Genomic DNA, 22,187 nt, shown 5'->3' with positions numbered 1-22,187 from the left:
TTCTTGACCGTTATGTAGCGATTGCATCCCCGAAGGGGAAGTGCGGCAGGTCAGACCGCGCGGTCGATGCGGGTGGAAAGATGAATGAGCGACTCAGAGGATTTCACCCCCGTCAAAAGCCCGATGCGGTCGAGCACCTCATCCAGCGCCGCCGTGGAGGGCGAGGCCACCTGCAACAGCAGATCAAAGCGCCCCGAGGTGGTATGCGCCACCTCCACCTCCGGCACCGACTTCAGCCGCGAGAGAATCGCCGCCTGCGCCCGGGGCTCAATGGTCAGAAGGATGGTGGCCCGGATCCGCGCCGCGCGCGCGGCCTCACCAAGTTTCAGCGTATATCCCGCAATGATTCCAGAGGCTTCCAGCCGTTCAAGCCGCGCCTGAACGGTCGAGCGCGCGACCTTCAGCCGCCGCGCAAGTGTGGCCACTGACATGCGGGCATCCGCGCTCAGCAGGCCCAGAATGGTCCGGTCCATGTCATCCATGTAACACCCCTTCAGAATGACGATCTTTTCGTCATTATAACGGCACTTTTCGTCGAATGACAGGTTTTCAACACCGACTTTGTGCCGCATATGGCCAATTCAGTTTTCAGGAAAAGGGCGGCTCATACGCACCTGGCCTGGTTGGATGAAACGCATACGCGCGTTCCCCAACCCGACGTCGGGGCAAGGATGCTGCGTTCTGTTGGCAAAGGATTGGCCGATGGGACTTACGAAAACGATCTGGGCGAAGCCTGCCGAATTTATCGCGCATCAGCAGCCCCAACATCCGGTGATGTTTTTTGCGCCCGGTGTGCTGCAGGATGTCGCGCGCCGCTTTATCGATGGCTTTCCGGGCTTTGTGAGCTATGCGGTCAAAGCCAATCCCATGGAGGTGGTGATCGAAAACCTGGCCACCGCCGGGCTTCGGGGCTTTCACGTGGGCTCGGTCACTGAGATGCGGATGATCCGCCGTCTCGCCCCCGATGCGGTGATCCATTACAACAACCCCGTCCGCGCCCGCGCCGAGATTCTGGCCGCCGCAGCCATGGCGGTGAAAAGCTTTGCCGTCGACAGCCGCAGCGAGCTGGCCAAGCTGATTGAGCTGCTGCCCGCCAGCGGCATTGAGGTGAGCGTCCGGTTCCGGCTGCCCACGGCGGCCCCCGACGACAAAGCGCGGGCCAAATTCGGCGCAGATCCGGCTCTTGCGGCAGAGCTGCTGATCGCGGTGGCGGCAGCCGGCTTCACCCCCTCGCTGAGCTTTCACACCGGCACCCAATGCACCGAAGCCTCTGAATGGGTCCGCCATATCCTCGCGGCGGCGGAGATTGCCGCGCAGGCAGGCGTGCAGATCGCGCGGCTGAATGTCGGCGGCGGCTTTCCAGGGCACCGGCTGAACGGCGTGAAGCCCGATCTGAAGGGCATTTTCGCCGCCATCGCCGAGACCACCCAAAGCGCCTTTGGCGCGGCTGCCCCGCGTCTGGTCTGTGAGCCGGGCCGCGGCATGGTGGCGGAATGCTTCACCCTTGGCACCTGCGTGCGGGCTCTGCGCGACGATGAGCATGTCTTTCTCAACGACGGCACCTACGGCAGTCTGGATGAGCTGCCGCTGGTGGGCCTGACCGACCGCATTGAGGTGCTGAGCCCCGAGGGTCGCCCGAAAACCGCCGCCCCGCGCCCGCGGGTTCTCTTTGGCCCGACCTGTGATCCCGTGGACCGCCTGCCCGGCGAAGTGCCGCTGGCCGGGGACCTGGCCGAGGGGGATCATCTGCTGTTCCACGGGCTTGGGGCCTATTCGACGGCCACCAACACCCGCTTCAACGGCTTTGGCGATGTCGCGGTCGAGACGGTGCTGGCGCTGCGCTGACAATATGGGCGGTCTGTCAGACGGGCCGCCCAAGGCCTCACGCCCCGGGGCTGACCTCAGCGGCATGACCAAGTGCGCCGGCCGCGACCCACCAGTCCGGATAGCTGCCCTGCACCTTATAGACGGCCCGCAAGGCATCGCTTTTGCAGGCAAAAAGCGCAAAGCAGGTCGCGCCTGAGCCTGACATCCGCGCAAAGAGCGCCTCCGGCAGATCCCAGAGCACATCGAGCACCGTCCCGATTTCCGGGGCCAGCGAAATCGCGGGCTCTTCGAGGTCGTTGCGCTGTTCCGCGAGCCAGTCAAGGAAGGCGGCGGTCTCGGAAAACGCCCCCTCAGGCAGCGTGAGCGACGGGTTGTCTTTCACCTTCAGCGCCCGAAAAACCGCCGGGGTCGGCACCTCGACGCGCGGGTTCACCAGCACCGCCCAAAGCTCGGGAAGCTCGGGAAAGGGGCTCAGGATCTCGCCCACGCCCGACATCCGGCAGCTGCGGCCCGAAAGGCAGACCGGCACATCCGCGCCAAGCGCCAGGATCTGATCGGCAGAGGGCAGCACAGCGCCCGCCTCCCGCGTCAGAAGCCGCAGGGCCGCCGCCGCATCGGCAGAGCCGCCACCAATCCCGGAGGCCAGCGGCAGGCGCTTTTCCAGCTCAATCCCCTGCCCGTAAGGCAGCCCGCAAAGCCGCGCCGCGCGCAGCACCAGATTGTCTTCCCCCGGCGAGAGCCCCCGGCCCTCAGCCCCGGTGATCTGCAAAGCCGCAGTCGCCCCGGTCACCAGCCGAAGACTGTCACCCACCCCCGCAAAGCTCACCAGACTGTCGAGCAGATGATAGCCATCCGCCCGCTGCCCGGTCACATGAAGCGCCAGATTGATCTTGGCGGCTGCGAATTCAGCGCGGCTCATTCTTTGGCGCGCCGCGCTTCCAGCGAGGGGCGTTTTTCTTCTTCCAGCACCTTGTCGAGACCCGCTTCCAGCTTGCGGCGGATACGGGTGGCATCCTTCTCCGTCGGCTCAAAGGAGAGCGCGCGACGCCACTGGAACCGGGCCTCAGACTGCCGCCCCACCGCCCAGTAAACATCCCCCAAATGGTCGGTGACGACCGGATCCACCGGCATCAGCAGCGAGGCCTTTTCCATGTGCTGAACGGATTCCGCATAGCGGCCGGTCAGAAACAGCCCCCAGGCCAGCGAGTCGATGATATAGCCGTCGCGCGGACGCTTGCGCACCGCCTCTTCGATCATCGGGATGGCCTCACCGATCTTCATATTGCGATCGAGCAGCGAATAGCCAAGGTAGTTCAGCACCTCCGGCTGGCCGGGGTTCAGCTCCAGCGCTTTGCGCAGATCAGGCTCGGCCTTGCCGAATTCCTTTGCCTGCTCCCAGGCGATGCCGCGGCTGTAGTAAAGCGCCCAATGCGCCTGCTCGGGCCGGCCGAGAAGCTCAATCGCGCGGGAATAGGCGGCGGCGGCTTCGCCGTAACGCTCTTCGCGGCGCAGCAGGTCGCCAAGGCCCACATGGACCGAGAGATATTTCGGATAGGCTTTGACCAGATCGGTCATGCCCGCCACCGCCTCTGCCCTGCGGTCCGAGCGGTAGAGCGCATTCACCCGACCGGTCTGCGCCGCCAGATAGCTGGGGCTGCCGGCCGGGATACGGTCATAGGCCTCAACCGCCAGCTCATAGCGTTCAAGGCTTTCCAGCACCGAGGCGCTGAGCAGGATCGCGTCAATATGATCGGGGCGCAGATATTCCGACAGACGCGACTGGATCAGCGTCTGGGCATCCGGCGCTTCGCCCTGCATCAGACCGGCGAGGATGTGAAAGACCTCTGCCGCGCCATCCTGGGCGGTGCGCACGGTGTCAAAAGGCAGCGCCTCTCCCTTGTCGAGGCGGGCGCGCAGCGCGGTAATCTCCGGGTCGGTCCGATCGCCAAAGCCCGCCGCGAGAAGCGTCTTTGCCTCATCAAAGCGGTCAAGCTGGCTCAGAACTTCCACCCGCGCAAAGGTGCCGCGACGGGTCGAGAACAGCGCGTTCTTCTCATCCGCCATCAGCGCTTCGGCGCCTTCAAAATCTCCCGCCATCGCAAGGGCCAGCGCCTTGTGATAAAGCCCGAAAAGCTCCATCCCGGCGGTTTTGTTCAGCCCGTCAAAGGCGGCAATGCCGTCAGACATGCTGCCGGCACCAATATGCGCCCAGCCGAGCAGCAGTTGGTTCACCAGATTGCCCGGACCGATCTGCGCGACCGGAAGCTCCGTCAGCAGCGGCGCGTAATCCTGATCGGCAAAGCGGCCCGCGATCCGAACCGTGGCGGTGATCGGTGCCGTCTGCCCGAGCGCCTCCAGACGTTCGGCAACGGGAACGGCCCTGGCCACATCCCCCTCTCCCGTCAGGGCGACAACCAGGCTTTCAAGCAGCATGACATTCGCGGGATCCTGCTCCAGCGCCAGGCCCAGCCAATGCGAGGCCTCGCGAAAATCTGACGCGATATCGGCAGAGCGGGCGGCGAGATAGGGTCCGGCCACTTCGGCCTTCAACGGAAGGGCAGTGAGCGGCAATAAAGACGCCCCGGCCAGGGCAAGAACGAAACGCAGGGGCGACATAGAAGTCAAATCGGATCTCCGGCTTACCTGCGACAAGCTAAGGCCCAATGCGCGCCGGGGCAATTCCCCCGGCGCGCATATCACGCAAGCGTCACATATTAGGATAGTTCGGGCCGTCGCCACCCTGCGGCGTGGTCCAGTTGATGTTCTGCGACGGGTCTTTGATGTCGCAGGTTTTGCAGTGAACGCAGTTCTGGAAGTTGATCTGGAAGCGCGCCTCCGCGCCCTCACCGATCACCTCATAGACCCCCGCCGGGCAATAGCGCTGCGCGGGCTCGGCATATTTCGGCAGGTTCACCGCAATCGGGATCGATTTGTCTTTGAGTTTCAGGTGGCAGGGCTGGCTTTCTTCGTGGTTGGTGAAGGAGAAAGCCACATTGGTCAGACGATCAAAGGACAGCACGCCATCAGGGCGCGGATAGTCGATCGGCTTGAAGTTTTTCGCTTCGCCGGTCGCCTGTGCGTCGTTTTTGCCATGCCCCAGGGTGCCGAAAAGCGACAGACCAAAGAGGTTGTTGGTCCACATATCGAAACCACCCAGCGGCACACCAAGCGCCAGACCGAATTTCGACCAGAGCGGCTTCATATTGCGCACGGGCTTCAGGTCTTTGGCGATCGGACCCGAGCGCACCGAGGTCTCATAGGCGGTCAGCTCATCGCTTTCACGACCCGCTTTCAGCGCCTCAAACGCGGCCTCCGCGGCAGCTTTGCCCGAGAGCATCGCATTGTGGTTGCCCTTGATGCGCGGCACATTGACCATACCGGCCGAGCAGCCCAGCAGCGCCACGCCCGGCGCCACCAGTTTCGGCAGCGACTGCCAGCCGCCTTCGGTGATCGCCCGCGCGCCGTAGGCCACACGTTTGCCGCCCTTCAGAAGCTCCGCCACCACCGGGTGATGCTTGAAGCGCTGGAACTCCATATAGGGGTAGAGATAAGGGTTTTCGTAGTTCAGGTGGACCACGAAGCCCACATAAACCTGATTATTTTCAATGTGGTAGATGAAAGATCCGCCACCGGTGCTATTGCCCAGCGGCCAGCCCATGGTATGGGTCACCGAGCCCAGCTTGTGCTTGGCGGGGTCAATCTCCCAGATCTCTTTCATGCCAAGGCCGAATTTCTGCGGCTCTTTGCCGGCAGAGAGATCGTATTTCGCAATGACTTCCTTCGAGAGCGAGCCGCGCACGCCTTCCGACAGGAAGACATATTTGCCCAGCAGCTCCATCCCCGGCTCATAACCCGGACCCGGCTCGCCGGTCTCACCGTCGCGGCCGAATTCACCGGCGACAACGCCTTTGACTTCGCCGTTCGGCCCATAGACCAGCTGGCTTGCCGACATGCCGGGGAAAATTTCCACGCCAAGCGCTTCGGCCTGTTCCGCCAGCCAGCGGCAGACATTCGCCATCGAGACAATGTAATTGCCGTGGTTGTGCATAAAGCCCGGCATCGGCCAGTTCGGGATGCGCAGGCTGCCCGCTTCGCCGAGCACGAGGAAGTTGTCGTCCTTCACCTCAACGGTGACCGGCGCGCCCTTTGCTTTCCAGTCGGGGATCAGCGCATCCAGACCGGAGATATCGAGGACCGCCCCCGACAGGATATGCGCCCCGATCTCAGAGCCCTTCTCCAGCAGCACCACCGACAGATCAGGGTCGAGCTGTTTCAGCCGGATCGCAGCAGACAGCCCCGACGGACCACCGCCCACGATGACCACATCATATTCCATCGACTCGCGTTCGATCGCTTCCGTCATTCTTGCCTCCGTCTCGTCAGGGTCCGCAACCGCGCAGGCCCGCGCGCGTGGGTCTTTGTGTCGCGGTCTTGCTAGCGAAGCCTCCCGCAGCGGTCAATCGCGTGATAACATTATTGCGCATATGCACATCACTTCTGCATCTTTCCATAGCAACCACGTTGAAATCCGTCCGGTCGCGGGCTTCTGCCACCCGCGAATGCGGGGGCTTGCAATCCGCCCTCGCAAAGGTCAGGAATTAATCAAACACTCAGGACGCCGTGCCCCCCAAAGGCATGGCGTCAGCTTTTAAGGAGGCGGGGCGATGGAAAAGATCCCGATGACCCGGGCAGGATTTGACCAGCTCGATGCAGAACTGCGTCAACTGAAAAGCGAAGAGCGCCCTGCCGTTATCCGGGCGATTGCAGAGGCGCGTGAACATGGCGACCTCTCTGAGAACGCTGAATATCACGCCGCGCGCGAACGTCAGAGCTTTGTCGAGGGCCGAATCAAGGAACTCGAAGGGCTGATGGGGCTGGCAGAGGTGATCGATACCTCGAAGCTTTCGGGCTCGATCAAATTCGGTGCCAGGGTTGTGATCGTCGACGAAGACAGCGACGAAGAGCGCAGCTATCAGATCGTCGGTGAAGCCGAAGCCGATCTGGAGCGCGGCCTGCTGAACATCCGCTCCCCCCTCGCCCGCGCCCTGATCGGCAAGGATGAGGGCGACAGCGTCGAAGTGCGCACGCCCGGCGGGCAGCGCAACTACGAGGTGATCTCGATCCGTTACGAGTGAGCAACGGGTAAGACCATGCGCAGGATACCCCGCCATGTCTGAGCGTCCCTATGTCTGAGCGTCTGTCAGTCTCCCGCGCTGCCTCTGACGCGGCTCCGCAGGTCAGCCCTGCGGAACTGCTGGCTTTGGGGCTGGGCCTCCTGTGGCTGGCGGGCGGTCTTGGCTTTGCCTTCCTGGGCGGTGAAAGCGCACTGCGCGGGCTGAGCCTGATTTCTCTGGTGGTGCTGCCGGCGCTGCTCTTTGCCGGGGCCGGCTTTGCGCTGAACCGGATGCGCCATCTGAAAGAAGAAGCCCGCAGCCTGCGCGAAAGCCTTGAAAGCCTTCGCCAGGAGCGGGCCACCCGCACCCAGGCCAGTGCGGCCGCGATCCGTCCTGCCTCTGCGGCCGTGACGGCGCGCGCAACGGCACGGGCACCAGGCGCGTCTGCCCGCCCGCTGCCCGCATCGCGCAGCCAGCCTGAGGATCAGTCCTCACTGGCATTTGAGATGCAGCCTGCCAGCCCGCCGCTGCAGCCCGAGGAATTCATCCGCGCGCTGAATTTCCCCGACGGGCCGCAGGATGCCGAAGGGATACGCTGCCTGCGCCTGGCGCTGGAGGACCGCGATGCGGCGCGGATGATCCGCTCGGCCCAGGATGTGCTGACCCTGCTGGCGCAGGACGGCATCTATATGGATGACCTGCACCCCGAGCCTGCCCCGGCGGAGTTGTGGCGCCGTTTTGGCGGAGGGGAACGGGGCGCCTCTGCAGCGGGGATCGGCGGCATTCACGACCGCTCAAGCCTGGCGCTGACCGGCGCAAGGATGCGCTCGGATGCGGTCTTTCGCGATGCAGCGCATCATTTCCTGCGCCAATATGATCGCAGCCTGCAGATGTTCAGCAAAGACGGGTCAGATATCGACCTTCTGGCCCTCGCGGAGACGCGCACCTCGCGGGCCTTCATGCTGCTCGGCCGTGTGGCGGGCGTTTTCGACTGAGCGTCGGGACCCGCGCATAAAAAAGGCCCCCGCGGGGGGCCCTTGGATCGCAAATATCCTGGCTCAGAAGTCTTCGCCGAAGCGGTTCGCCACCAGATTTTGCAGCGCGCTCAGCAATTCACCCGCCTGGGGGCCGCTGGTTTCCACCTCGATGAAGGTGCCCTTATGCGCCCCCAGCATCAGCAAACCCATGATCGAATCCCCCGAGACCCGCATGCCATCGCGGCTGACCAGAGCCGCGCCTTCAAAAGATTCCACGGTTTCGACAAATTTCGCCGAAGCGCGGGCATGCAGACCCTTTTCGTTGACGATCTTCAGGTTCTGACTGGTGATCACAGGCGGCTCTCCCCCGGCCCCAGATCGCGGCCGTCGATATATTTGCGACCTGCCAGTACCGCAGCCTGAACCGCCTCGTCCAGCGGAAGATGCCGGGATTGCATCAGTTTTAGCAACATAGGCACATTGGCCCCGGTCAGAATATGCCGCGCGCCCGGGCCTTTGACGGCCTGACAAAGGTTGGCCGGAGAGCTGCCGTGAAGATCGACCACCACGGCCACGCCCGCCCCGGCATCCACCGACATCGCGGCATCGCGGATCTCAACCCACTTCGCCGTACGGTCGTAATCTGCATCGATGCTGACCGCACGAACACCGTTTTGCACCCCCACCACATGCTGCACCGCAGCAAGCAACTCGCGTGCGAGGCCGCCGTGCGCGACGATCACAATGCCGATATCGGCGGTGGTTGAGATCTGAGACATTGCCTGGCCCATAGCGGCTGACTTACTCCTCACCCGCGGCGGGTTTCTTCGCAGCCGCGGTGCCCTGCGGGGCGCGCTCAAGTTCGCGGTGGCGGATTGCGACCTGCCAGCCTTCCTGAGACAGGGTATCGCCCAGTTTTTCTGCAACTGCAACAGACCTGTGTTGCCCGCCCGTACAGCCAAAGCCAATCACCAGATGGGCTTTGCCTTCCTCTATATGGGCAGGCAGCAACATTCTTACCAGACCTGCGACACGGTCAAAATACTCGGCAAATCGCGGGTCCCTGCTGACGTAATCCGCGACCTCCGGGTCCTGCCCGTTGAGCTTGCGCAAAGCGGGCTCCCAATAGGGATTGCGCAGGAAACGACAGTCAAAAATCATATCAACGCCGCGCGGGATGCCGCGCTTATAGCTGAAACTCTGCACCGAGACCGCCAGCCTTTGTGCGGGCGCATCGCCGATCCAGGCCGCAAGCTCGGCCTTCAGATCATGGGGCGAGAGATCCGAGGTGTCGATCAGCAGATCAGCCCGGTTGCGGATCGGGATCAGCAGATCCATCTCACGCAAAATGCCCTCAAGCGGCGGCTGTGAGGGCAAAAGCGGATGGCGGCGGCGGGTCTCTGAATAGCGGTGAACCAGAGTGTCCACCCGACAGTCGAGATACAAAAGCTCAAGCGTTACCCGCGGATCCGCAGTCAGCGTATCAATCAGCTCGATAAAGCCGAAGGCGCTGAAATCGCGGTTGCGCACATCAATCCCAAGCGCCACGCGGCGGCCAAGGATCGGCCCGTCCAGCAGCCGCGGGATCAGAGAAAGCGGCAGGTTATCAATGGCTTCAAAGCCGAGATCCTCCAGCACCGAAATCGCCGTGCCGCGCCCGGCCCCGGAGGGTCCGGTGACCAGAACAAGACGCTGCTGAATTTCTCCCGAAATTTCACTCACTTTAACTCTCCCGTCCGCACCGGATGTATTGCCGGATCGCGGCCCCAAGATGGCAAGAGAGCGGCGCAGAGACAAGTTCCAGACGGTGATTGAGCAGCTCTCTGTCACATAACTGCGGCAGTCTTGGCCCTTGACGCTGGGTCAGCTCAACCCAAAGATGTAGCGTGGTTTCCGGGTAAAGCTCAGCGCGCAAAAGGCCAATGCCGCGCGCCTCAATCAAATGCGGCAGCCCAGGCGGAGCCGAAGCGATCAGCCCGCCTGCCGTGGCGCGCACCCGCAGTTGATCATCCGCCACAAGGCGCCCGCCAAACCCCATAAGCTGAAGTGCCAGCGAGGATTTTCCCGCCCCGGAGGGACCGGTGATTAAAACCCCGCGCCCCTCGAAGTCGACGCAGCCTGCGTGCAGCGTCACCTGTTGGCTCACACCCGCAGACCCACCACAAAACGCGCGCCTAAGGGCGGTGAGGTGATGTCATCTTCCGTGGGGCGGATATTTTCCGCCCAGATCACGCCGCCATGAGCTTCGATGATCTGCTTGGAAATCGCCAGACCCAGACCCGAATGCTCCCCAAACTGTCCCTCCGGACGCTCGGAGTAGAAGCGGTTGAAAATCTTGGAAAGTGCCTCTTCCGGAATGCCCGGACCGGTGTCCTCGACGACCACCAGCACGCGGTTATCGCGCTTGCGCAGCCAGACCCGCACCGCATCGCCATCCTCGCAAAAGGAGATCGCATTGCCGATCAGATTGACAAAGACCTGTGCCAGCCGCCCCTCAAGACCATGGATCAGGATCGGATCAGAGGGCAGATCGGTGATGAAATCGACGCCCTTTTCCTCCGCCTGCTGGCCCAGAAACTCGTTGATATTCTTCAGCGTGCGCAGAAGGTTGAACTCTTCTTCTTCCTCTTTGACCAGCTCACTGTCGAGGCGCGATGCGTTGGAGATATCGCTGACCAGACGGTCAAGGCGGCGCACGTCGTGATCGATCACATCAAGCAGGCGGTCGCGGTGCTCGGGCTTGCTGACCAGACGCAGACTGCCCACGGCAGAGCGCAGCGAGGCCAGCGGGTTCTTGATCTCATGCGCGACATCGGCCGCGAACTGCTCATTGGCGTCGATCCGGTCATAGAGTGCGGCAACCATCCCGCGCAAAGCACCCGACAGCCGGCCAATCTCATCGGGCCGTGCGGTCAGATCGGGGATTCGCACCCGCCCGGGCGCCAGCTTGCGGGCGTTGCGGTCGCGGCCCAGCTCTGCGGCGGCAGCCAGATCGGCCAGGGGATTGGCGATGGTTGAGGCCAGCACCAGGCTGAGAGCGACCGAGACCACCAGCGCGATGGCGAACATCCGCAGGATCTGCTCGCGCTCATTGCGGACCAGGCGGTCCAGCGCGCCGCCTTCGGTCAGGGCCACCACAATGCCACTTAACCTGTCGCCCTGGCGCAGCGGAGCGGCCACGGAAAAGAGCGTCTCCCCCCGCTCATCCTGACTGCGGACCGAAGCCGCCTGCCCGTTTGAAAGCACCTGCGCGACCAGACCCGCCGCCACATCCGCGCGCACCGCTGCCTCGCGCGGCAGCGCGCCGCCGGGGATCATATCCGCGACAAGTTGCCAGACCGAGGAGAGAAGATCGCTCAGAAAGGTATTTTCAGCCGGCAGCAGCCTGCCTGCTTCCGCCGGATCATCAGAGGCCGGCGCGTTCAGAATTGCGCGCCCGGAGGGATCGTAAAGCCGCAGCTCGGTGCGCGGCGAACGCGGCAGATCGGCCAGTTGCGCCGCCTGCACCGTCCCCTTTTCACCCTGCAGTTCCAGCAGCGAGGCAATCAGCCGGGTCTCAGTGACCAGTGCCGCCTCACGCTGGACCAGAAGGCTGGTGCGGAAAGGATGCAAAAACAGCACCCCCGCCACCATAATGACCAGGGCCAGCAGGTTGAAAATGACGATCTTTCTCGCCAGTGGCGAGCGGTTAAGCGAGAGCATACCGCGACGGCGGCGGCGGTCACGCAGATCGGCATCCGCCGTTCCTGCGGGGCTGACCCAGTCCTCTCCCAGCACCACGCTCCCCTCATTGGGGCGCGAAGGCTGCAGCGGACGATCAGAGAGGTGGGGGGAAGCGGCGCTCATTCTTCGTTGTAACGATAACCGATGCCGTAAAGCGTTTCGATGGCCGAGAACTCACTGTCGACCGCGCGCATTTTCTTGCGCAGGCGCTTTACATGGCTGTCGATCGTGCGGTCATCAACATAGACCTGATCGTCATAGGCGACATCCATCAGCTGATCGCGCGACTTCACAAAGCCCGGCCGCTGCGCCAGCGCCTGCAGCAGAAGAAACTCCGTCACGGTCAGCGAAACATCCTGGCCTTTCCAGGTCACCGAGTGCCGCAGCGGATCCATGCGCAGGTTTCCCCGCTCCATCAGACGGCTTTCTTCGCTTTGCGGCGCCTCAGCGCCTTCGCGGAATTCCTGACGGCGCAGAAGTGCGCGAATCCGCTCTACCAGAAGGCGCTGACTGAAGGGTTTGCGGATATAGTCATCCGCGCCCATCCGCAGGCCCAGAAGCTCGTCGATTTCATCATCTTTCGAGGTCAGAAAGATCACAGGAATATTGGTCTTCTGCCGCAGCCTCTGAAGCAGATCCATGCCGTCCATACGGGGCATTTTAATGTCAAGCACTGCCAGATCAGGCAATTTGCGGTTGAACGCGTCCAGCGCCGACTGACCGTCGTTATAAGTTTCCACCTCAAAGCCCTCGGCCTCAAGAGTGATTGATACCGACGTCAGAATATTCCTGTCGTCGTCCACAAGCGCGATACGCGACATCACACCATCCCCGAACTACTGTTCAATGCCTGCTTTTAGGCACATTGTCCTTATTTTGAGGGCCTTCTTCAACCGGAAACGCGAATCGCGCCACCCGAACTGCTCCAGATAACCTCACTAATTCCCAGGCTTTGACTAATATGTCGCAACTTCTGAGGGTGGTTGCGCTAAACCACACCTGGTTGCGCTAACTGAGGAATGTTCCCTGTTCCCAGACCGCGCGGGCGTGTTATAGCGCCGCCATCGGGCCCCGAGGGGCTCGAACGGCGGGTTTAGTCACGGTGTCCCGCCGAGTTTCACTGAAGAGGCCGCTCAGGCGGCATGGAGCCTGCACATGGATCATGGACGCGTGAACCCGGCCCGGAAGCTTGAAGATCAAGGTGTAACCGGTCTTGGCAACGTCTATTACAACCTGATCGAACCGGCGCTTGTAGAAGCTGCCGTGTCGCGCGGTGAGGGCCGCCTGGGTCAGGGCGGAGCCTTCCTGGTGTCGACGGGTCAGTTTACGGGCCGTTCGCCCAAGGACAAATTCGTTGTCCGCACTCCTTCGGTGGAAAATTCCATCTGGTGGGAAAACAACGCCCCGATGACCCCCGAGGCCTTTGATCTGCTCCACGCCGACATGCTGGAGCACATGAAAGGCCGCGACTATTTCGTTCAGGACCTGTTCGGCGGCGCGGATCCCGCACATCGTCTGGACGTGCGCGTGGTCTCGGAGCTGGCCTGGCACAACCTGTTCATCCGGCACCTGCTGCGCCGCCCGGCGCGCGAAGAGCTCGACAGCTTTGTGCCGCAATGGACGATCATCAACTGCCCGAAATTCAAGGCAGACCCGGCCCGTCACGGCTGCCGGACTGAGACTGTCATCGCGCTGAACTTCGACAAGAAGCTCATCCTGATCGGCAATACCGAATATGCCGGTGAGAACAAGAAGTCGGTCTTCACGCTGCTGAACTACCTGCTGCCGGAAAAAGGCATCATGCCGATGCACTGCTCGGCCAACCATGCCGTCGGCAACCCGGAAGACACCGCTGTCTTCTTCGGTCTGTCGGGCACCGGTAAAACCACGCTTTCGGCTGATCCGAATCGCGTTCTCATCGGCGACGATGAGCATGGCTGGTCGGACAACGGCACCTTCAACTTCGAAGGCGGCTGCTATGCCAAAACGATCAACCTCTCGGCGGAAGCTGAGCCGGAGATCTATGGCACCACCTCGAAGTTCGGCACCGTCATCGAGAATATGGTCTATGACGCCGACACCCTTGAGCTGGACTTTGACGACAACTCGCTGACCGACAACATGCGCTGCGCCTATCCGCTGGAGTATATCTCCAACGCATCGGAGACCGGCATGGGGGGCCAGCCGAAGAACGTCATCATGCTGACCTGCGATGCTTTTGGTGTTCTGCCGCCGATCGCGCGTCTGTCCTCGGCTCAGGCGATGTATCACTTCCTGTCGGGCTTCACCTCGAAGACCCCGGGCACCGAGCGCGGCGTGACGGAACCCACTCCGACCTTCTCGACCTGCTTTGGCGCGCCTTTCATGCCGCGTCGCCCGGAAGTTTACGGCAAGCTGCTGCAGGAAAAAATCGCGGCGACCGATGCAACCTGCTGGCTGGTCAACACCGGCTGGACCGGCGGCAAGCATGGCACCGGCAAGCGTATGCCGATCAAGGCGACCCGCGCTCTGCTGACCGCAGCGCTTGATGGCTCGCTGAACAACGTGGAATTCCGCGTTGACCCGAACTTCGGCTTTGAGGTTCCGGTCGCGGTTCCGGGCGTTGACACCGGCCTGCTGGATCCGCGTTCGACCTGGGCCGACGCTTCGGCCTATGACGCACAGGCGCAGAAACTGGTGGAGATGTTCTCGAAGAACTTCGCTCAATATCTCGGCAACGTCGACGAAGACGTGAAAGCCGCCGCCATCGGCTGAGGCTGACACGCCGGATTTTAAAAAGGCCCCGCCCGCGCGGGGCCTTTTTCATGGCAGGGTGGCCGGCTCAACTGCGCCAGATGCCAGGCGGCCAGGTCCCCATGCTCAGTGGCCGCCAGCCATGGCTCCAGAACCTCAGCCGCCGCATCCAGCCGCCCCAGATCGCGCAGACACAGGTGACGGGCGAGCGCGATCGGCCAATGCTGCAACAGGCCCGGCGACAGTTGCAGGATCAGCCGCAGCCCGGCCTCAGCCGATCCGCGCTTTTGCAGCCAGAACAACAATTCCTGCACATAGGTCTTTGATCGCAACCGGTTGCGCCGCAGCTTCAACCTTGTATGAGGCAGCGGAATGCGGTCCTGCATGGCGGCCGCCACGACATCGCCCAGGACATCCGCCTCGCTCAGCACCCAGCCGGGCTGATGGCCGGCAAAGGGCACCACCATGGGCGTCAGCCCCGGATGGTGGCGCAGGATCTCATGTGCATGTGCGGCCTCACGGCGATGACTGCTGTAGATCAAAAGCCCGCGTCGGATCGGGGGGCTTTGCTCAATCCATTCGTGGCGAAAGGTAATCTGCGCCGACTCTGCCGCCCAGCGATCATCATAAAGCGCCTTTGCAGGATTGACCGTCACCTGCGGTGCCAGCGCCAGCACGTAATCCGCCCTGAGCCTGGCCGCGAAATTCACCGCCGCAAAGGCCCCCATACTGGGCCCATAGACGATCAGCGGAAGATCCCCCGCGATCTGGCGGGCCTGGTCGAGCAACTCCGGCACCTCAGCGCCCTGATACCAGTCGTTCACCCGCGGCTTCAGCCCGATCCAGTTCCAGCCGCGCGCCTGGGCGTAATCCTCTGCAAAAATCGGCCCCTCAAGCCCGGGCCGGGGATCATAGAAGTGAAAACTGAAAAGAACGGGCCCCTGATGGCGCCCGATGACTGCGCGCAGGACGTAATCCGCAGTCCTGATCTCTGTCATACCATCTACCTCACGCGAACCTGCTACACTGACCGGGGCGATGCGGCACAGCCCGGGCATGCCCCGCGGTATTGCAACCCCAGGATGTGGCATTTTCTGCTGGTCCGCTACAGGAAATGGGCTACATCCGTCATAGCTGAGAGAGGAGCCCCCCATGCTGACCGATGATCCGCTGTTTTTTGTCGCCGTCGCCGCGACCGTTTTCGTCGCCGCAATCCTGATTTTTGGCGTCGTGACCTTCGCGCGCGGGGGGGAATTCAACCGTAAGCACGGCAACCGCATCATGCGATGGCGGGTGGGGGCGCAGTTCGTGGCCGTTCTGCTCATCATCCTCTTCGCCTGGTCGCGCATGAATGGAGGCAACTGACATGGTTGTTTTGTCAAAAATCTACACCCGTACCGGCGACAAAGGCGACACCGCCCTGGTCGACGGCACCCGCGTCGCCAAATCCTCTGCCCGGGTTGAGGCCTATGGCACCGTGGATGAGACCAATGCCACCGTGGGCCTTGCGCGCCTTCACGCGCATGGCGATCTTGATGCGGCCCTCGCGCGGATTTCGAACGATCTCTTTGATCTCGGCGCGGACCTGGGCCGCCCGGCGATGGAAAAAGATGCTGAAGCCGGATATCCGGTGCTGCGGATGATCGACCCCCAGGTCGACCGGCTTGAACGCGAGATTGACGCGATGAACGCGGATCTGTCGCCGCTGCGCAGTTTCATCCTGCCCGGCGGCTCTGCCCTGGCGGCGCATCTGCACCTCTGCCGCACCGTCTGCCGCCGTGCAGAGCGGCTGGCCGTTGCGCTCTCGCAGCACGAATCAGTGAACCCGGCGGCAATCCGCTACCTCAACCGCCTGTCAGACTGGTTTTTCGTGGCCGGGCGAATTGCAAATGATAGCGGAACCAAGGATGTGCTCTGGGTCCCGGGCCTGACAAGGGGCTAATGGCAACGCCACGTTATGATCTGTCCTGCGTCTTTTTGACCTGTCCTAAAAGATGTGGACAGGCTAACACCGCTTCGGATCGGATCTGTGACCTGCGCGTCAGGTCACGTCAGGATGGAGAGATGTGCCGATGAAGGTTCTTGTCCCCGTAAAGCGGGTCATCGACTATAACGTGAAGGCCCGTGTGAAAGCGGACGGCTCGGGGGTTGACCTCGCCAACGTGAAAATGTCGATGAACCCCTTTGACGAAATCGCCGTCGAAGAGGCGATCCGTCTGAAGGAAAAAGGCGTGGCCACCGAGATCGTCGTGGTCTCGATCGGCGTGAAACAGGCTCAGGAAACCCTGCGCACCGCGCTGGCCATGGGCGCGGACCGCGCGATCCTGATTGAAGCCTCTTCGGACGTTCACACCGACATCGAGCCGCTGGCCGTTGCCAAACTTCTGGCCGCCGTCGCCAAAGAAGAGCAGCCGCAGATCATTCTGGCTGGCAAGCAGGCGATCGACAACGATCTGAACGCCACCGGTCAGATGCTGGCGGCCCTGCTGGGCTGGGCTCAGGCAACTTTTGCGTCGGAAGTCTCGGTTGAGGGCGATGCCGCCACCGTGACCCGCGAAGTCGACGGCGGTCTGCAGACCATCAAAGTGAAGCTCCCGGCGGTCATCACCGCTGACCTGCGCCTCAACGAGCCGCGCTATGCCTCGCTGCCGAACATCATGAAGGCGAAGAAAAAGCCGCTCGAGGAAAAGACCGCTGCCGATTACGGCGTCGATGTCACCCCGCGCCTGACCGTGGTGAAAACCGCAGAGCCCGCCGGTCGTAAAGCCGGTGTGAAAGTCGGCTCGGTGGATGAGCTGATTGCGAAACTGAAAGACGAAGCGGGGGTTCTCTGATGGCTGTTCTGCTGCTTGCTGATGTCAACAACGGCGCACTGGCAACCGATGCCGTCGCCAAAACCCTCTCGGCGGTGAAAGCCCTGGGCGAGGTCCATATCCTCGTCACGGGCCCCGCTTCGGCGGCCGCGGAGGCTGCAAAGCTCGACGGTGCGGCCAAAGTTCTGCACGCCGAAGACGCAGGCCACGGCCTTGCGGAATCGGTCGCGGATCTGATCGTTTCGCTTGCGGGCAACTATAGCCACATCGCGGCGGCGGCCACCGCCTTCTCGAAGAACGTGCTGCCCCGCGCAGCGGCGCTTCTGGATGTCATGGTTCTCTCCGATGTTGTGGACGTCGTGGACGCCGAGACCTTCTCGCGCCCGATCTATGCCGGTAACGCCATTCAAACCGTAAAGTCTTCCGATAAGGTTAAGGTCTTTACCGTTCGGACCGCTGCTTTCGCGGCGGCGGGTCAGACCGGTTCGGCGGCGGTCGAAGCGGTGGCTGCCAAAGCCTCGGACCTCTCGGCCTGGGTGGAAGACAAGGTTGCGGCCTCGGATCGTCCGGACCTGACCTCGGCGAAGATCGTCGTTTCGGGCGGTCGTGGCGTCGGCTCGGAAGAGAACTTCGCGATTGTGGGCCAGCTGGCTGACAAACTCGGCGCGGCTGTTGGCGCCTCGCGCGCGGCGGTCGATTCGGGCTATGCACCGAACGATCTGCAGGTCGGCCAGACCGGTAAGGTCGTGGCACCGCAGCTTTATATCGCGGTCGGCATCTCGGGTGCGATCCAGCACCTTGCGGGGATGAAGGACTCAAAGGTCATCGTTGCGATCAACAAAGACGAAGAAGCACCGATCTTCCAGGTCGCGGACTACGGCCTTGTTGGCGATCTCTTCCAGATCGTTCCGGAACTGACCGGCAAACTCTGATCCGCTTCGGCGGGGCAGGATGCGGAAAGGGCGCCTTCGGGCGCCCTTTTTGACATCCCTGTCAGAGCATGTCGCGCAGACGATCCGCTATTCTGCGGTGGGAGGCGGCGTCCGGGAAGTGGCCTTCGGGGCCCTGCGCCCCTGGCGGCGGAGAGACATTCACCTCAACCACCGCACGGACCTGATTGCGCAGCGCCTGCACCAGATCCGCGCCGGGCGACAGCGCCCGCGGCTGTGGCATATGCAGCCATAAAAGCACAACGGGTCCCGGAAGATCCGCCAGAAGCGCGCCCATACGGTCCAGCCAGGCCCTTGCAGCCGCCTCCTGCACCAGGGCGAAGCGGCGCGGGCAGATGCTTTCAAGCAGCCGCAGGAGATGGCCCGAAAAGATCACTTCCGCCAGATCCAGCTCCGGATAAAGCGCCTTCAGCGGCGGCAGCACACGGATGATACGGTCATTGCGGCGCGGATGCAGCTGCCAGAAGCGGTTTGAGACGCGCAGGCAGCAGGGCAGTTCGACAATCTGCAGCGACGACCGCAGGGCAAGGGCCATCAGATCATCATCCTGCGCCCAGGCCTCCGGCCCTGTTTGCGGCACAGCGAGGTTGCGCAGCCGCAGCCCCGCACCGCGTGCCAGAAGATCAGGCCATGGCTCGCGGCAGAACCGCCCGAAACTGATCCCACTGCCGAGTACCGTAACATCAGCGCGCCCCAATACAGTCTCCTGCGCACGAAACCGCAGACGCGACTGCCCGAACTGGCACGTCGCAAACACCGGCTCGGCGCTGAGCGGCATATGCCTGCTCATGACCACCCCCTTATTTCACACCCGCTCTCTGTTTAGCCGGGGAGTGATAAAATCGGGTTAAGCGCTGCGGCCTTGCACTTCTGCAGCCACGCGGCCTAATGTCGCTCTCGGACATCTCCCGGAGGCAAATATGGAAATCCGTTCAGTTGGCGTCATTGGTGCCGGACAGATGGGAAACGGCATCGCGCATGTCTTTGCGCAATCGGGATATGATGTTGTTCTGACTGATATTTCCGCTGAGGCACTGGAAAAGGCCGTGGCCCTGATTGCGCGCAATCTGGAGCGTCAGGTGAGCCGGGGGAAAACCACGGAAGGGGAGATGACGGCAGCGCTCGGGCGCATCCGCACGACCCAGGTCCTGGCCGAGCTTGGCCCCTCTGATCTGATCATCGAGGCCGCGACGGAGCGGGAAGCGGTGAAGGTGAAGCTTTTTGAGGAGCTGCGCCCGCATCTGGGGCCTGAGACGATTCTCACCTCCAATACCTCCTCGATCTCGATTACGCGTCTGGCTGCAGGGACCGAGCGTCCCGAGCGCTTCATGGGCTTTCACTTTATGAACCCGGTGCCGGTGATGCAGCTTGTGGAGCTGATCCGGGGCATTCAGACCAGCGAAGAGACCTATCAGGCGCTGCTGAAGGTGGTGGCGACGCTGGGTAAGACCGCCGCTTCGGCAGAGGATTTTCCCGCCTTTATCGTCAACCGCATCCTGATCCCGATGATCAATGAGGCGGTCTATGCGCTTTATGAAGGGGTGGGGAATGTGCGCTCGATCGATCAGTCGATGAAGCTGGGGGCCAATCATCCGATGGGGCCGCTGGAGCTTGCGGATTTCATCGGGCTTGATACCTGCCTCTCCATCATGAATGTGCTGCATGAGGGGCTGGCAGATACCAAATACCGCCCCTGCCCGCTTTTGGTAAAATATGTCGAAGCCGGCTGGCTGGGCCGCAAGGTCAAGCGCGGATTTTACGATTACAGCGGTGAAGAGCCGGTGCCGACGCGCTGAGGCGGAGTGAAAGACGGCGAGGCCGGGGGCGCTGCCCCCGGGCCCCCGGAGTATTTCTAAAAAGCCAAAGCCTTAGGGTGCTTCAGATCGCGAGATCGTCGCGGTGGATCAGTGCTGCGCGGCCGGGATAGCCGAGGATCCCCTCAATGGCAGAGCTGTGGTGGCCGGCAATGGCGCGGGCTTCGGCATCGGTGTAGCGGATCAGACCCTTGGCCAGTTCTGCCCCGTTCGGGTCGGTGATCTGAACCGCCTCTCCGCGCCCGAAACTGCCGCTGACGCGGGTAACACCAGCCGGGAGAAGCGATTTTCCGGCATGAAGCGCCCGCACTGCCCCCTCGTCGAGTTGCACAGCGCCGCGGGGCTTCATCGCGGCAATCCAGCGCTTGCGGGCATGTTGCGGATCTGAAAGCGGCAGGAACCAGGTGCGGTTGGCATCCTTTGCCAGTGCTGAGAGCGGCCGGTAGACCGAGCCCTCCATGATCGCCATGGCGCAGCCACCGGCCACGGCCGTTTTGGCGGCCATCAGCTTGGTCTTCATACCGCCCTTGGAGAGGCCCGAGATCGGGTCCCCGGCCATGGCTTCAATGTCGGGGGTGATGTGATCGAGCAGATCAAAGCGCCGCGCGGTGGGGTCGGTCTTCGGATTGGCGCTGTAGAAGCCGTCGACATCGGAGAGCAGAAGCAGCTGATCCGCCCCGATGGTCACGGCGATCTGTGCTGCCAGCCGGTCGTTGTCGCCAAAGCGGATCTCATCCGTGGCGACGGTGTCATTTTCATTGACGATCGGGATGACACCGAGGCTCAGCAGCGTTTCCAGCGTCGCGCGGCTGTTGAGGTAGCGGCGGCGGTCCTCGGTGTCCTCAAGGGTCACCAGGACCTGGGCCGCCTTCAGCCCATGCGGGGCCAGGACTTCTTCGTAAGCGCGCGCAAGACGGATCTGCCCCACTGCGGCGGCAGCCTGAGACTGCTCAAGCGGCAGTGCGCCCTCTGGCAGGCCAAGGACGCGGCGGCCAAGCGCGATCGAGCCTGAGGACACGAGCACAACATCGGTCCCCCGCGCACGTGCGCTGGCGACATCTTCGGCCAGGCCGCGCAGCCAGTCACCGCGCAGGCCCGTCACTCGGTCCACCAGCAAAGCGGAGCCGATTTTCACCACCAGGCGGCGCGCCCGGGTCACATCAGGGGCAGTCATCTCAGGGCCTCACCTCAGGGGCGCCAGGGCCCCGCCTCATCATCTGCTGCTTCAGCTTTACGGGCTTCGATTTCGCTCATCAATGCCCGAAGCACCTCCTGCAGACCGATGCCTGCCGCGCCCGAGATAGCATGAACCGGGCCACCGGCGGCTTCTTTCAATTCTGCCAGACGCTCAGCCAGAGTGTCAGGGTCCAGCGCGTCAACCTTATTCAGGCAGGTGATGCGGCGTTTCTCAGCCAGTTCCCCGCCATAGGCTTCCAGCTCACCGATGATGGTGCGGTAATCATCCGCCACCGTCTCGGAGGTGCCGTCGACGAGGTGCAGAAGAACGGCGCAACGCTCAACGTGGCCAAGGAACTGATCGCCAAGGCCGCGCCCTTCGGAAGCGCCCTCGATCAGGCCCGGGATATCGGCCATGACGAATTCTTTGCCATCAACACCCACAACACCGAGGTTCGGGACCAGGGTGGTGAAGGGGTAATCCGCGATCTTCGGACGCGCATTGGAGGTGGCAGCGAGGAAGGTCGATTTGCCCGCATTGGGCAGGCCCAGCAGGCCCGCGTCTGCAATCAGCTTCAGACGCAGCCAGAGGGTCCGCTCCACGCCTTCCTGACCAGGATTCGCGCGGGAGGGGGCGCGGTTGGTCGAAGATTTGAAGCGAAGGTTGCCCCAGCCGCCGTTACCGCCATGCGCCAGCTCAACGCGCTGCCCCACTTCGGTCAGATCGGCGATCACGGTTTCTTCGTCTTCGTCGAGGATCTCAGTGCCGACGGGAACGCGCAGCACGATGTCTTCGCCGTTGCGCCCGGTGCGCTGGCTGCCCATGCCGTATTGGCCGTTCTTGGCAAAGAAGTGCTGCTGATAGCGGAAGTCGATCAGCGTGTTCAGCCCGTCCACCGCTTCGGCATAGACCGAGCCGCCGTTGCCGCCATCGCCGCCGTCAGGGCCGCCGAATTCGATAAACTTCTCACGCCGGAAGGAGACCGCACCGCCGCCGCCGCCGCCCGACCGGATATAGACCTTGCACAGATCAAGAAACTTCATGGCAATATCCTTTCGC

General features: G+C 62.7%; 23 protein-coding genes. 9 read left to right on the top strand and 14 right to left on the bottom strand.

The features are described from left to right. Nucleotides 1-50 precede the first annotated feature (50 nt). Nucleotides 51-482, bottom strand: coding sequence for an Lrp/AsnC family transcriptional regulator (locus EG244_RS05080; RefSeq protein WP_124963920.1), 432 nt, complete (start codon nt 480-482; stop codon nt 51-53). A gap of 220 nt (nt 483-702) precedes the next feature. On the opposite strand from EG244_RS05080, the gene EG244_RS05075 reads away from it, so the two are divergent. Then, nucleotides 703-1,845, top strand: coding sequence for a type III PLP-dependent enzyme domain-containing protein (locus EG244_RS05075; RefSeq protein ID WP_124963919.1), 1,143 nt, complete (start codon nt 703-705; stop codon nt 1,843-1,845). Between the two features lie 37 nt (nt 1,846-1,882). Here the strand turns inward: EG244_RS05075 and EG244_RS05070 are convergent, their stop codons facing one another. From EG244_RS05070 to EG244_RS05060, 3 genes are all read right to left on the bottom strand, one after another. Next, nucleotides 1,883-2,746, bottom strand: a complete 864-nt coding sequence (locus EG244_RS05070) for a 4-(cytidine 5'-diphospho)-2-C-methyl-D-erythritol kinase (protein ID WP_124963918.1) — start codon at nt 2,744-2,746, stop codon at nt 1,883-1,885. Then, nucleotides 2,743-4,443, bottom strand: a complete 1,701-nt coding sequence (locus tag EG244_RS05065; protein ID WP_124963938.1) for a tetratricopeptide repeat protein — start codon at nt 4,441-4,443, stop codon at nt 2,743-2,745. Before EG244_RS05065 ends, EG244_RS05070 begins: the two co-directional genes overlap by 4 nt. 91 nt (nt 4,444-4,534) lie before the next feature. Beyond that, nucleotides 4,535-6,190, bottom strand: coding sequence for an electron transfer flavoprotein-ubiquinone oxidoreductase (locus tag EG244_RS05060; RefSeq protein WP_124963917.1), 1,656 nt, complete (start codon nt 6,188-6,190; stop codon nt 4,535-4,537). Between the two features lie 301 nt (nt 6,191-6,491). Between EG244_RS05060 and greA the strand changes: the two genes are divergently transcribed. Both greA and EG244_RS05050 read left to right on the top strand, forming a co-directional pair. After that, a complete protein-coding gene (gene greA / locus EG244_RS05055) occupies nt 6,492-6,962 on the top strand; it encodes a transcription elongation factor GreA (RefSeq protein ID WP_124963916.1) in 471 nt (156 codons plus the stop codon). Nucleotides 6,963-7,012: 50 nt separating this feature from the next. Next, nucleotides 7,013-7,936 carry a hypothetical protein gene (locus tag EG244_RS05050; protein WP_124963915.1) on the top strand — a complete coding sequence of 308 codons (924 nt, stop codon included), beginning with the start codon at nt 7,013-7,015 and terminating at the stop codon, nt 7,934-7,936. 63 nt (nt 7,937-7,999) lie between these two features. Here the strand turns inward: EG244_RS05050 and EG244_RS05045 are convergent, their stop codons facing one another. The 6 genes from EG244_RS05045 to EG244_RS05020 are packed head-to-tail and all read right to left on the bottom strand — an operon-like array spanning nt 8,000 to nt 12,462. Next, entirely contained in the window at nt 8,000-8,269 is a 270-nt protein-coding gene (locus EG244_RS05045) for an HPr family phosphocarrier protein (RefSeq protein WP_124963937.1), read from the bottom strand. Then, entirely contained in the window at nt 8,269-8,697 is a 429-nt protein-coding gene (locus tag EG244_RS05040; RefSeq protein WP_124963914.1) for a PTS sugar transporter subunit IIA, read from the bottom strand. Before EG244_RS05040 ends, EG244_RS05045 begins: the two co-directional genes overlap by 1 nt. Before the next feature lie 22 nt (nt 8,698-8,719). Further along, nucleotides 8,720-9,631 (bottom strand): RNase adapter RapZ, encoded by a 912-nt coding sequence (gene rapZ / locus EG244_RS05035; RefSeq protein ID WP_407644033.1) that lies wholly within the window; start codon nt 9,629-9,631, stop codon nt 8,720-8,722. A 10-nt stretch (nt 9,632-9,641) separates the two neighbouring features. Next, entirely contained in the window at nt 9,642-10,052 is a 411-nt protein-coding gene (locus EG244_RS05030) for an HPr kinase/phosphorylase (RefSeq protein ID WP_158617239.1), read from the bottom strand. Nucleotides 10,053-10,060: 8 nt separating this feature from the next. After that, complete coding sequence (locus tag EG244_RS05025; RefSeq protein ID WP_124963912.1) at nt 10,061-11,764, bottom strand: sensor histidine kinase; 1,704 nt, start codon at nt 11,762-11,764, stop codon at nt 10,061-10,063. After that, a complete protein-coding gene (locus EG244_RS05020; RefSeq protein ID WP_124963911.1) occupies nt 11,761-12,462 on the bottom strand; it encodes a response regulator transcription factor in 702 nt (233 codons plus the stop codon). The genes EG244_RS05025 and EG244_RS05020 overlap by 4 nt, the downstream gene beginning before the upstream one ends. Before the next feature lie 334 nt (nt 12,463-12,796). Between EG244_RS05020 and EG244_RS05015 the strand changes: the two genes are divergently transcribed. Further along, the gene (locus tag EG244_RS05015; RefSeq protein ID WP_124963910.1) at nt 12,797-14,395 is read left to right on the top strand and encodes a phosphoenolpyruvate carboxykinase; all 1,599 of its coding nucleotides are present in this window, start codon (nt 12,797-12,799) and stop codon (nt 14,393-14,395) included. 17 nt (nt 14,396-14,412) lie between these two features. Here EG244_RS05015 and EG244_RS05010 read toward each other — a convergent pair whose 3' ends face one another. Further along, nucleotides 14,413-15,372 carry a hypothetical protein gene (locus EG244_RS05010; RefSeq protein ID WP_124963909.1) on the bottom strand — a complete coding sequence of 320 codons (960 nt, stop codon included), beginning with the start codon at nt 15,370-15,372 and terminating at the stop codon, nt 14,413-14,415. A gap of 157 nt (nt 15,373-15,529) precedes the next feature. Between EG244_RS05010 and EG244_RS05005 the strand changes: the two genes are divergently transcribed. From EG244_RS05005 to EG244_RS04990, 4 genes are all read left to right on the top strand, one after another. Further along, nucleotides 15,530-15,739, top strand: a complete 210-nt coding sequence (locus tag EG244_RS05005; protein ID WP_124963935.1) for a twin transmembrane helix small protein — start codon at nt 15,530-15,532, stop codon at nt 15,737-15,739. Between the two features lies 1 nt (nt 15,740). Further along, on the top strand, nt 15,741-16,316 hold the full coding sequence (locus EG244_RS05000; RefSeq protein ID WP_124963908.1) for a cob(I)yrinic acid a,c-diamide adenosyltransferase: 576 nt from the start codon (nt 15,741-15,743) through the stop codon (nt 16,314-16,316). 130 nt (nt 16,317-16,446) lie between these two features. Further along, nucleotides 16,447-17,208, top strand: a complete 762-nt coding sequence (locus EG244_RS04995) for an electron transfer flavoprotein subunit beta/FixA family protein (protein WP_124963907.1) — start codon at nt 16,447-16,449, stop codon at nt 17,206-17,208. After that, entirely contained in the window at nt 17,208-18,119 is a 912-nt protein-coding gene (locus tag EG244_RS04990; RefSeq protein WP_124963906.1) for an electron transfer flavoprotein subunit alpha/FixB family protein, read from the top strand. The genes EG244_RS04995 and EG244_RS04990 overlap by 1 nt, the downstream gene beginning before the upstream one ends. Before the next feature lie 61 nt (nt 18,120-18,180). Here EG244_RS04990 and EG244_RS04985 read toward each other — a convergent pair whose 3' ends face one another. Continuing rightward, nucleotides 18,181-18,927 (bottom strand): DUF6473 family protein, encoded by a 747-nt coding sequence (locus tag EG244_RS04985; protein WP_124963905.1) that lies wholly within the window; start codon nt 18,925-18,927, stop codon nt 18,181-18,183. 130 nt (nt 18,928-19,057) lie between these two features. Between EG244_RS04985 and EG244_RS04980 the strand changes: the two genes are divergently transcribed. After that, nucleotides 19,058-19,933 carry a 3-hydroxybutyryl-CoA dehydrogenase gene (locus EG244_RS04980; protein WP_124963904.1) on the top strand — a complete coding sequence of 292 codons (876 nt, stop codon included), beginning with the start codon at nt 19,058-19,060 and terminating at the stop codon, nt 19,931-19,933. An 82-nt stretch (nt 19,934-20,015) separates the two neighbouring features. Here the strand turns inward: EG244_RS04980 and proB are convergent, their stop codons facing one another. Then, a complete protein-coding gene (gene proB, locus EG244_RS04975) occupies nt 20,016-21,125 on the bottom strand; it encodes a glutamate 5-kinase (protein ID WP_124963903.1) in 1,110 nt (369 codons plus the stop codon). A gap of 14 nt (nt 21,126-21,139) precedes the next feature. Next, nucleotides 21,140-22,171, bottom strand: coding sequence for a GTPase ObgE (gene obgE, locus EG244_RS04970; RefSeq protein ID WP_124963902.1), 1,032 nt, complete (start codon nt 22,169-22,171; stop codon nt 21,140-21,142). Nucleotides 22,172-22,187: the final 16 nt, after the last annotated feature.

The organism is Falsigemmobacter faecalis (genome assembly GCF_003863335.1).
GTDB lineage: Bacteria > Pseudomonadota > Alphaproteobacteria > Rhodobacterales > Rhodobacteraceae > Wagnerdoeblera > Wagnerdoeblera faecalis.
Note: the sequence above shows the minus strand (reverse complement) of the source record. Positions and strands in the feature narration are given on the sequence as shown.

What these genes read in the sequence shown, in the direction of transcription:
- EG244_RS04985 (WP_124963905.1), bottom strand. Translation starts at nt 18,927, where the DNA reads ATGAGCAGGCATATGCCGCTCAGCGCCGAGCCGGTGTTTGCGACGTGC.
- EG244_RS04980 (WP_124963904.1), top strand. Translation starts at nt 19,058, where the DNA reads ATGGAAATCCGTTCAGTTGGCGTCATTGGTGCCGGACAGATGGGAAAC.
- EG244_RS04995 (WP_124963907.1), top strand. Translation starts at nt 16,447, where the DNA reads ATGAAGGTTCTTGTCCCCGTAAAGCGGGTCATCGACTATAACGTGAAG.
- EG244_RS05080 (WP_124963920.1), bottom strand. Translation starts at nt 482, where the DNA reads ATGGATGACATGGACCGGACCATTCTGGGCCTGCTGAGCGCGGATGCC.
- EG244_RS05040 (WP_124963914.1), bottom strand. Translation starts at nt 8,697, where the DNA reads ATGTCTCAGATCTCAACCACCGCCGATATCGGCATTGTGATCGTCGCG.
- EG244_RS05020 (WP_124963911.1), bottom strand. Translation starts at nt 12,462, where the DNA reads ATGTCGCGTATCGCGCTTGTGGACGACGACAGGAATATTCTGACGTCG.
- EG244_RS05025 (WP_124963912.1), bottom strand. Translation starts at nt 11,764, where the DNA reads ATGAGCGCCGCTTCCCCCCACCTCTCTGATCGTCCGCTGCAGCCTTCG.
- proB (WP_124963903.1), bottom strand. Translation starts at nt 21,125, where the DNA reads ATGACTGCCCCTGATGTGACCCGGGCGCGCCGCCTGGTGGTGAAAATC.
- EG244_RS05065 (WP_124963938.1), bottom strand. Translation starts at nt 4,443, where the DNA reads ATGTCGCCCCTGCGTTTCGTTCTTGCCCTGGCCGGGGCGTCTTTATTG.
- EG244_RS05010 (WP_124963909.1), bottom strand. Translation starts at nt 15,372, where the DNA reads ATGACAGAGATCAGGACTGCGGATTACGTCCTGCGCGCAGTCATCGGG.
- greA (WP_124963916.1), top strand. Translation starts at nt 6,492, where the DNA reads ATGGAAAAGATCCCGATGACCCGGGCAGGATTTGACCAGCTCGATGCA.
- EG244_RS04990 (WP_124963906.1), top strand. Translation starts at nt 17,208, where the DNA reads ATGGCTGTTCTGCTGCTTGCTGATGTCAACAACGGCGCACTGGCAACC.
- obgE (WP_124963902.1), bottom strand. Translation starts at nt 22,171, where the DNA reads ATGAAGTTTCTTGATCTGTGCAAGGTCTATATCCGGTCGGGCGGCGGC.
- EG244_RS05000 (WP_124963908.1), top strand. Translation starts at nt 15,741, where the DNA reads ATGGTTGTTTTGTCAAAAATCTACACCCGTACCGGCGACAAAGGCGAC.
- EG244_RS05060 (WP_124963917.1), bottom strand. Translation starts at nt 6,190, where the DNA reads ATGACGGAAGCGATCGAACGCGAGTCGATGGAATATGATGTGGTCATC.
- EG244_RS05070 (WP_124963918.1), bottom strand. Translation starts at nt 2,746, where the DNA reads ATGAGCCGCGCTGAATTCGCAGCCGCCAAGATCAATCTGGCGCTTCAT.
- EG244_RS05075 (WP_124963919.1), top strand. Translation starts at nt 703, where the DNA reads ATGGGACTTACGAAAACGATCTGGGCGAAGCCTGCCGAATTTATCGCG.
- EG244_RS05050 (WP_124963915.1), top strand. Translation starts at nt 7,013, where the DNA reads ATGTCTGAGCGTCTGTCAGTCTCCCGCGCTGCCTCTGACGCGGCTCCG.
- EG244_RS05015 (WP_124963910.1), top strand. Translation starts at nt 12,797, where the DNA reads ATGGATCATGGACGCGTGAACCCGGCCCGGAAGCTTGAAGATCAAGGT.